Annotated in this window: 7 protein-coding genes and 4 pseudogenes; 5 read left to right on the top strand and 6 right to left on the bottom strand. The window is 38.0% G+C overall.

The features are described from left to right. Window positions 1-173: 173 nt before the first annotated feature. Window positions 174-1355 (bottom strand): annotated as a pseudogene (locus FTV30_RS14920) (BREX system Lon protease-like protein BrxL); the annotation flags it as partial. A gap of 23 nt (window positions 1356-1378) precedes the next feature. Between FTV30_RS14920 and FTV30_RS14915 the strand changes: the two are divergent. From FTV30_RS14915 to FTV30_RS14905, 3 genes are all read left to right on the top strand, one after another. Next, on the top strand, window positions 1379-1651 hold the full coding sequence (locus tag FTV30_RS14915) for a transposase (RefSeq protein ID WP_159138990.1): 273 nt from the start codon (window positions 1379-1381) through the stop codon (window positions 1649-1651). A gap of 49 nt (window positions 1652-1700) precedes the next feature. After that, window positions 1701-2030 carry a DUF4236 domain-containing protein gene (locus FTV30_RS14910; protein WP_159138991.1) on the top strand — a complete coding sequence of 110 codons (330 nt, stop codon included), beginning with the start codon at window positions 1701-1703 and terminating at the stop codon, window positions 2028-2030. 88 nt (window positions 2031-2118) lie between these two features. Continuing rightward, window positions 2119-3273, top strand: coding sequence for a diguanylate cyclase (locus FTV30_RS14905; protein WP_218945125.1), 1155 nt, complete (start codon window positions 2119-2121; stop codon window positions 3271-3273). 17 nt (window positions 3274-3290) lie between these two features. Here the strand turns inward: FTV30_RS14905 and FTV30_RS14900 are convergent, their stop codons facing one another. Further along, entirely contained in the window at window positions 3291-4364 is a 1074-nt protein-coding gene (locus FTV30_RS14900; protein ID WP_218950582.1) for an ATP-binding protein, read from the bottom strand. 18 nt (window positions 4365-4382) lie between these two features. On the opposite strand from FTV30_RS14900, the gene FTV30_RS14895 reads away from it, so the two are divergent. Beyond that, window positions 4383-5515 (top strand): IS3 family transposase gene (locus tag FTV30_RS14895; RefSeq protein ID WP_227509860.1). Its coding sequence is split into 2 segments (ribosomal slippage): window positions 4383-4635 and window positions 4635-5515, totalling 1134 coding nucleotides; the frame shifts between segments, so codons are not numbered across the junction. A gap of 63 nt (window positions 5516-5578) precedes the next feature. Here the strand turns inward: FTV30_RS14895 and FTV30_RS14890 are convergent. The 3 pseudogenes from FTV30_RS14890 to FTV30_RS14880 all read right to left on the bottom strand — a co-directional run. After that, a pseudogene (locus tag FTV30_RS14890) lies at window positions 5579-5809 on the bottom strand (AAA family ATPase); the annotation flags it as partial. Between the two features lie 618 nt (window positions 5810-6427). Continuing rightward, a pseudogene (locus FTV30_RS14885) lies at window positions 6428-6625 on the bottom strand (HNH endonuclease signature motif containing protein); the annotation flags it as partial. A 56-nt stretch (window positions 6626-6681) separates the two neighbouring features. Then, a pseudogene (locus FTV30_RS14880) lies at window positions 6682-6906 on the bottom strand (ISNCY family transposase); the annotation flags it as partial. A gap of 83 nt (window positions 6907-6989) precedes the next feature. Here FTV30_RS14880 and FTV30_RS14875 point away from each other — a divergent pair. After that, window positions 6990-7166, top strand: coding sequence for a hypothetical protein (locus tag FTV30_RS14875; protein WP_159139020.1), 177 nt, complete (start codon window positions 6990-6992; stop codon window positions 7164-7166). 287 nt (window positions 7167-7453) lie between these two features. Here the strand turns inward: FTV30_RS14875 and FTV30_RS14870 are convergent, their stop codons facing one another. After that, window positions 7454-7648 (bottom strand): hypothetical protein, encoded by a 195-nt coding sequence (locus tag FTV30_RS14870; protein ID WP_159139019.1) that lies wholly within the window; start codon window positions 7646-7648, stop codon window positions 7454-7456. Between the last annotated feature and the right edge of the window lie 284 nt (window positions 7649-7932).

Below are 7932 nucleotides of genomic sequence, written 5' to 3'. Positions count from 1 at the left end.
TGTTCAAATGGCGATTCAGCGTTTAATTGGTTTTGGGAAAAAAGAAGAGTTTAAGGAAATTTTGGCAATTTTAAGAAAGCAGAATCCTGATAGGATAAGGGTTCTGTGAAATTTGTCGTGTACAGAGAAATATTTATAAAGAGCCATTTCATCATCTTAAAATACGACTACCTTCAATCCACACCCAAAGCTTTAAATACCGCATCCACAGGATCCGCATAGAAGTTGGTCTGGAAGTTGATAAACAGTTCCACAGGAATCATTGGGATATCTGCCGCACTACTCATTGGCAAAGCAACCTTCTTGGCACCCGCATCAAAAGCCACCTGAAGACACTCAGCAATACTTTCCACCGGTGTCACAGAACCACCCAAGCTCATATCACCCAGTACCACCATCTGACTTTGTACCGATCGTCCTAACAGGCCAGAAGCAAAAGCCACTAAACTTGGCAGAGCAAGATGGCTGAGCGGGCCGGTATTCTGTAATTCCACCACATGTAAGTGGAAGTCATGTTCCAGCACCTTACTGCCACCCGAGATCCGGGATGCATTGGCCTTGAAGTAGTCAAATGCAATTTTGTCCTGCTCCTTGGCACTACTTGAATTCCATAAGCCTGATGTCGCCAGCTTTCCTGAACCTTTGGTGACTTGAAGTTCTAAGCGGTATAACCTCGGCATGCCTTTATTACTGAGCCCGATGGTATATAAGAAACCTGGCTTGGCTGGACCTTCGGGAATCAGTCCACCACCACCCTGCTCTTTTACCGATACAAAATGTTCTTCTAAGGTATCATTATCGATATAGCTGAAATGAACATCATAGAATTCCATGCCACCAATTTTCTTCAGCGGCTCTTTGATACGACGGCGCACCTGCAACGCATATTCCAGACACTGGCGTACATCTTCTTTATTAAACTGACCGTGTGGGTAGAGTAGCTTCATCAATCCGGAAACCGTCTTGCGAACGGCGATCACATCACGCTGATTCAGGTTGTTACCGAGTTTGAAGTACTTCTCAATGGAATCTGCAAAGCTACGCTTGCGCATTTCCCGGAAGAATTCAGCCAGATAATCAACGATCAATCCATAACGGTTGGTGAAAAACTCCGGGCGCATCTTCGGAATTTCCCAGCCGGGGATATAAGCATGAAAACGATCGAAGAATGCTGAATCGATCATGGCTTCAGGGAAAGGTGCCAACAGATGGCTGGTTTTGCCCAGAGATTCAACGCTTTGGTTGATATTCCCCACAAAAACCATCGAAGCTGAGGCTTCCATCTGTTCCCGGCTACGGGCAAAAGATCCTGAGGCCATGTAGTCTTTCATGATCTGTACGCCATCTTTGTCCTTTTGAATGCACGATTACGACCTAAGTGTTTGAAGGGTGGATTGAACACGATTTATTACCAAAATTAAAGAAAAAAAGTGTTTTAATTATGGATAATGCTTCTTTTCATAAAGGTCAAAAATTACAAGAACTCCTGAAAAAAGTAGGTCATTATTTAGTTTGGTTACCCCAATATAGTCCTGATTTAAATCCAATCGAAAAAATGTGGTCTAGAGTGAAATCTGTTCGAAATAAATTTAGAGTTGCAGATAGTGATAAATTATTTAAAGATCACTGTGGTGATTTATTTAGTATTTAGCTATATCAACTAAAATACACAGCGAACTGGTTTTGCAAATGGGGGGAATATGGGCTTTAGATTTCACAAGAGTATTAAACTGCTACCCGGATTAAAAATTAATCTGACGCATAAGGGCATCAGCAGTGCGAGCATTGGCAAACCCGGTGCTTCTCTAAATATTGGTAAAAAAGGCACTCGAACCAGCGTGGGCATTCCAGGAACAGGACTCTCTTATTCCAAACATCACCCCTATACAAATAGCCCGAATACCCCACAGAATACATCTCAGCAACCACCACGATTGCATCGCCTAAGTATGGAGACATCCAGATCAACTGTCTGGCTTTGGATCGCTTTTGGGGTGTTGTGTTTTATTGTCGGTGCAATGATTTTTTAGCGGACAGTATTTCGTAGCTTAAGTTAAAAATAAGAATGATTAGCTAATTCTTTCTAAACAATTTAGAATAAAAATCACACAGCTTTGGATGGTCATACAAGACGTACATCTACCAGATATCCAATATTTTTTATTAGCTTATCCGATTTGTTTAAGTCTGATAGGTGCTGTTTTTATTGCTACGCATCTAGGCTTTCAAGCGCCTAAATATTTATTCTGGATGGGCTTGGCTTGCATTTTTCCATCCATAGGATTAGCCGCACAGACACTGATGAGTAATGCTCAACTGAGGCTGACCGCGCCATGGCTGGCACTTTTTTATTTAGGTGGTGCTTGGGCCGTTGCCCATGGCATGCTGTTAAAAGCCAATTCAAAATCAAATATATTTGTAGCAAGCACTTTGATTGTAGTGGGTATGGGGTCACTGTTATATTTTACCCATGTCGATGAACAGTTGTGGCCCCGCATCGTCACCATTAATATTATGATTTTATGCTTGGAAGCTTTAGCACTTCCAAAAATCTATGTTTTATTTAAAAAAACCTACGCCTTAGAAATGCTTTTATGTGCGAGTTATTTTCTCTTATTTGCTTATGGGGTGCTTAGAACCTCAATTGTCATTATATATTTTCAAAATGTGCAAAACGTCGCCTTGGCAACAACAACATGGTGGATGACCATGATTGCTGTCAATCTGTTCCTCAGCCTGTGGTTTGCAATTATAGTTTCAGCGGTAGCGGTAAAAGAACGGTTTGATATCATTAACGAAGAAAGGTTGAGAGATTCTTTAACCAAGCTGTATAACCGCAATGGTTTTTTAGAAAAAACCAAAGATTTGTTTAATGAATTGCAGCACGGTGAAGTCTATCTGGTGATGTGTGACCTTGATAGTTTTAAGGAGATCAATGATACCTGGGGGCATGTGGTCGGGGACAACATCCTATTGGAAATTGCAAATCTATTAAAATCCAACATTCGGCAAGGTGATATTGCCGGCAGATTTGGCGGAGAAGAATTTATTGTATTATTGCAAAGTGCAGATCAAGAATCTTCTTTTGTTTTGCTGGAACGCTTACGTAAAAAGATTGAAGGGCACCTTTTTGTTCATCAGATTCGAGTGACTGCAAGTTTTGGGGCCGCCAAAATAGATGCAGAGTCCCAGTTAATGAGTGCTTTAGAAACCGCAGATCAACGTTTATACCAAGCTAAAAATAATGGCCGAAACAGAGTGTGTTTTAACTAACCTAAGTAGACTCCACTTTACTTATTTTCAGACAGCAACCAATCAAGAGCGTTCATTTTTACAATACCATTATAATTGGCTTCAGTCCCGATCGTGTCTAAGGTAAGTAAATACTTGGGATATGAATCAGAAATTTTCTGTAATGGACGTAACTCTCGGCTTAGTGTCTCCTCATTGAGGGTTTCTAATGCCACCTGATAATAAGTTAAATTCTGTAAAGTATCGACAGCAACAAAATCAATTTCATATTCATCAATCCGCCCTACATAGACCGTATAACCTCGTCTGACAAGCTCAAGATAAATCACATTTTCTAAGATATGACCTTGATCAGCATTAGCATCAGGCAACATAATGCGGCGCAATCCAACATCAACTAAATAGTATTTTTCAGAGGATTGTAATAACTCACGCCCACGTACTTTAAACTGTGCGGCGCTATAAAATAGCAAACTGTCCTGTAAGCCCCGAATATAGCGCTTCACTGTTTCAAATGAGATTTTAACCCCGCTTGAAACAAAGGTATTTTTAATTTTATTGATGGAAATGGGTGAGCCTGTCACGCTTGCCAAATATCTTGCGACACGCTCGAGAGAGTTAATATCGGCAGTATTTAAACGGGGAATAACATCTTTAAACATTACACTGGCATAGACTGCTTGCAAGTAATCATAGGTTTCCTGCTGGCTGGTCATGGCAAGCGTATAGGGGAAACTACTTCGCGTGTACATGGCATACAAATCACGATTGGATAATTGTTGGATGATCGGATTATTTTCAATATGCCACTGTTTAAACTCTTGGAATGACAAGGGTAAAACATGTTGCTCGATATAGCGTCCTGTGAGTAAAGTCGCAAGTTCTCCACTCAGAAAGAATGCATTTGAACCTGTAATATATAAATCGATATAATCCCGAACATATAAAGAGTCGACTACTTTTTCAAAATTGGTAACATGTTGTATTTCATCTAAAAAAACATAGTTTTTCTTGCTTTCATCAACTTTTGACAATACATAATAGAGATGGATCCGGAAATTTGAACAACTCCTATAAGTGATATTCTGCTCCTCAAATGATGTTATAAACATCAATATATGGAGTATTTTATGGCACGTAGACCAAGAAGAAATCATTCAAACGACTTTAAAGCTAAGGTAGCACTTGCTGCGATCAAAGCAGAAAAAACACTTGCTGAATTGAGTTCTGAGTTTGATGTTCATCAAAACCAAATTATTGACTGGAAAAATCAATTGATCTCAGCTTCCTCGCAAGCTTTCGATCAATCAAAAGCTCCATCAGAACCCCCCATTGATCTTAAAAAGTTACATGCAAAAATCGGTGAGCAGGCATTAGAAATTGATTTTTTAGAAGGTGTGTTGAAGAAACTGGGCCACTTCAACCACAAAAGTTAATCGATCACTCACTTCAGATTTCAGTATCTAAACAGGCTAAGTTACTGAAAGTCTCTCGTGGTTGTTATTATTATCGCCCAAAACCTGTTAGCTCATCAGATCTGAAACTGATGCGATGTATTGATGAATTACATATGCAATATCCTTTTGCAGGCAGTCGTATGATGCGTGATTTGTTGAATCGTCAAGGGCATCATATAGGACGACGTCATACACGTACTTTAATGAAGAAAATGGGTATTCAGGCGTTATATTGCAAACCAAATTTAAGCCAGGCTAATCAAGCTCACCGTAAATATCCATATCTGCTCAAAGGGTTGGCTATTCTGCGCAGTAATCAAGTGTGGTCTACGGATATAACGTATATCCCTATGGCAAAAGGCTTTGTTTATTTATGTGCTGTGATTGATTGGCATAGCCGCAAGGTACTTGCGCATAGGGTATCGATTAGTATGGAGGTGGATTTTTGTATTTCGGCTTTAAATGAAGCAATTGAAAAATATGGATCACCTGAAATATTTAATACAGACCAAGGCAGTCAGTTCACCAGTGATGCATTTATTGATGTATTGAAATCAAATGGCATTCAAATCAGTATGGATGGTAAAGGTCGATGGATTGATAATGTGATGGTTGAACGATTATGGCGGAGCGTTAAATATGAAGAGGTGTATCTCAAAGCTTATAGCAGTGTCACAGATGCGAAAAAGCAATTGAGTGCATATTTTGAGTTTTATAATTTGAAACGACCTCATTCGAGTCTAGACAAATTGACACCAAATGAGTTTTACTATGATCAGCTACCCCAACAAAACAAGGTGGCTTAACTAGAGCGGAATATCACTTATAAATACGCTTTTAGTTGTTCAAACAAGTGGGACCACCTCTTAATCATGTAGTTTACGGTAATCGGTGAGTTCTTCAAATTCCATAAATTCAAAGTTGATGACAATGATGTTTTCGGCTTGTACCCCCTGTGCTTTTAGGTCTTGTTGAAACATCGCCAGCAAGGTGGATTTTCCAGAGCGACGTACACCCGAAAGCACTTTAATGACATCACGGTTTTGCCATGTATTCAGAAATTTTAAGTAGCTATCACGTCGAATATTAGTTTTTCTCACTGTTTCCACTTAAACTCTAAAGTTTTAATTAATTCTATCAAAATTTAGATACCAAGTGAAAATATATTTAATTACAAAGAAGGTTTCCAGTTCATGTGAAATATTTAAAATTCTAAACTGCTGTTATAGCAGTTTAGAGACGCTAATCACGACAAGCTCCAAGATACCAGGTCTACTCTTTAGACGAAATTTGATAGGTTTTCATCGATGAGATAATCCAAATTCTGTCTTTTTGATTATTTTCTATGTCATGTTATGTCATTGCTGCTGCGACTTAACTGCTATATAAATTAAGTGAAAAGTAAAAGGAATTAATATGTTAACTAGAGTGGAACTCATTTTTGTTGTGCTGATGGTCTCAGCCTTAATCCTAATTGCTTATGAAATGCTAAAAGGTTTATTTTAGAGCATCTATACAATTTTTGATCAAAAAAAAGCCCACAGAGGGAATCTATGGGCAAAACTAAGGACCTTGACGGTCATTCAGAAACTACTGCTAGTTTCTGGTTGTGATTCTGGACTGAATTAAAAATAACCACATTGGCTGAATGTATCAAAAGTTAAATCATGTGATTAATCATTGATACATCTGCAAAAATGAGCTCATCGCTCTGTTGATTAATACAGTAATTCACCAAACAAATCCGCTCTAATCTCTTCCAGACTCAGATCTGATTTCATTCTATTACAGATGGGATGAACCAGCAGACCATTCTCTAGAACACCTTGCCCACCTACGGCTTTGGCAATCCGATGATCCGATTCAGTAGAATCGAGATAGATTAATCCATCACAAATGGGGCAAAAGTTATGATTACTGTTATTCACCAATTAAAATGTCTATGCGATAAACCATTTAAAATGTCCTGTTTTTAACTACAAGAGTCAAGCACAGGATTTAACTTTCTTTGTTCAATATCGGCTTTCTGAGCTTTACGGCTTGGCATACTTTTCTTGGCCCGGGAGCGTTTATTCTGTTTCTCCAACTCTTCATGCTGTTGCTGGATATGCGCCAGAACTGAACCTAATCTTTTATTATCAACGACTTCATTCTGCTGTAGCCCAGCCAATTTATTGAAGATGCTGTATAGGCATTTACTCATCGATACTGGTTCTGTTAAGATTGGGTTTATAAGAATTAAAATGTTCAAAAAATCTAATAAAATTAATGGATATATTTATGAATAAACGGACTGCTTTAGAAATTACCCAAAAGTTACGATCTATTTATGCTCATCAAGTCAGAGTGGCAGAGCTATTCTTAAAAATAGGCGAAGTCTCTAATCTTACCCCTCTAATCCTCACAGGAAATAAAACCGTTTTTTCTTTTAAAGAAACGGGGGAAATCTCTCACTAAAATTAAAAAGGAAATTTCTTCTGTGAAAAGTACTTCGCAAGCAGACGAAGTATTGGCAGATATTATTTCTGAGCTGGTATAGTCCCGACAGTAAATAATGAAAAAAGCTGAATTTCCTAATAGGAAATTCAGCTTTTTTTTTACTTTCTAGTGAGACTAATTCTCACTATTACTTCTGTTTTTTAAGCTGCTTTTTGAGCTTATTTAACTTGTTTTTGTGTTTTGAAATCTTTTCAAGACGTGCTTTGATCTTCTGTTTCAAGATTTTAACTTGCTTCGACATGATGTCACTCCTTGGTATGAATATCCGCTGACTGATTTTTTTTCATAAAACTACTGATAAATTTTCTTAATTCTCTAGCGGCACTGGTGTCCATAGCTTCACACAATTGAATGAACTCATCACGTTGAGTGCTGTTAATGCGAATTAAGAGTTGCCCATCTTTTTTGTTGGCCTTTATTTTTTTGGGTTGATCAGTCATAAGATATTTATTCCCAAAGGCACTAAAACAATAAAATGTATATACACTATATATACATTATGAAAACTAAGCAACTATTTAATTTATTGTTTTTTATTAATAATATTGTTATTCCTGATCGGATGGAAAACCGGACATTTCTATTTAGGGTTTATAACTTAGGACTTACGCATTGACGGATTCAAAAAAGTATTAAAATACTTTATAAAGTATCTGTGATCAGACGAATTAAACATGCTTCTACAGCAACTTGTACATTACCCATTTATATGGGCTTTCTCATG

The organism is Acinetobacter sp. YH12255 (assembly GCF_013417355.1).
In the GTDB taxonomy this organism is placed as follows: Bacteria; Pseudomonadota; Gammaproteobacteria; order Pseudomonadales; family Moraxellaceae; genus Acinetobacter; species Acinetobacter pseudolwoffii.
Note: the sequence above shows the minus strand (reverse complement) of the source record. Positions and strands in the feature narration are given on the sequence as shown.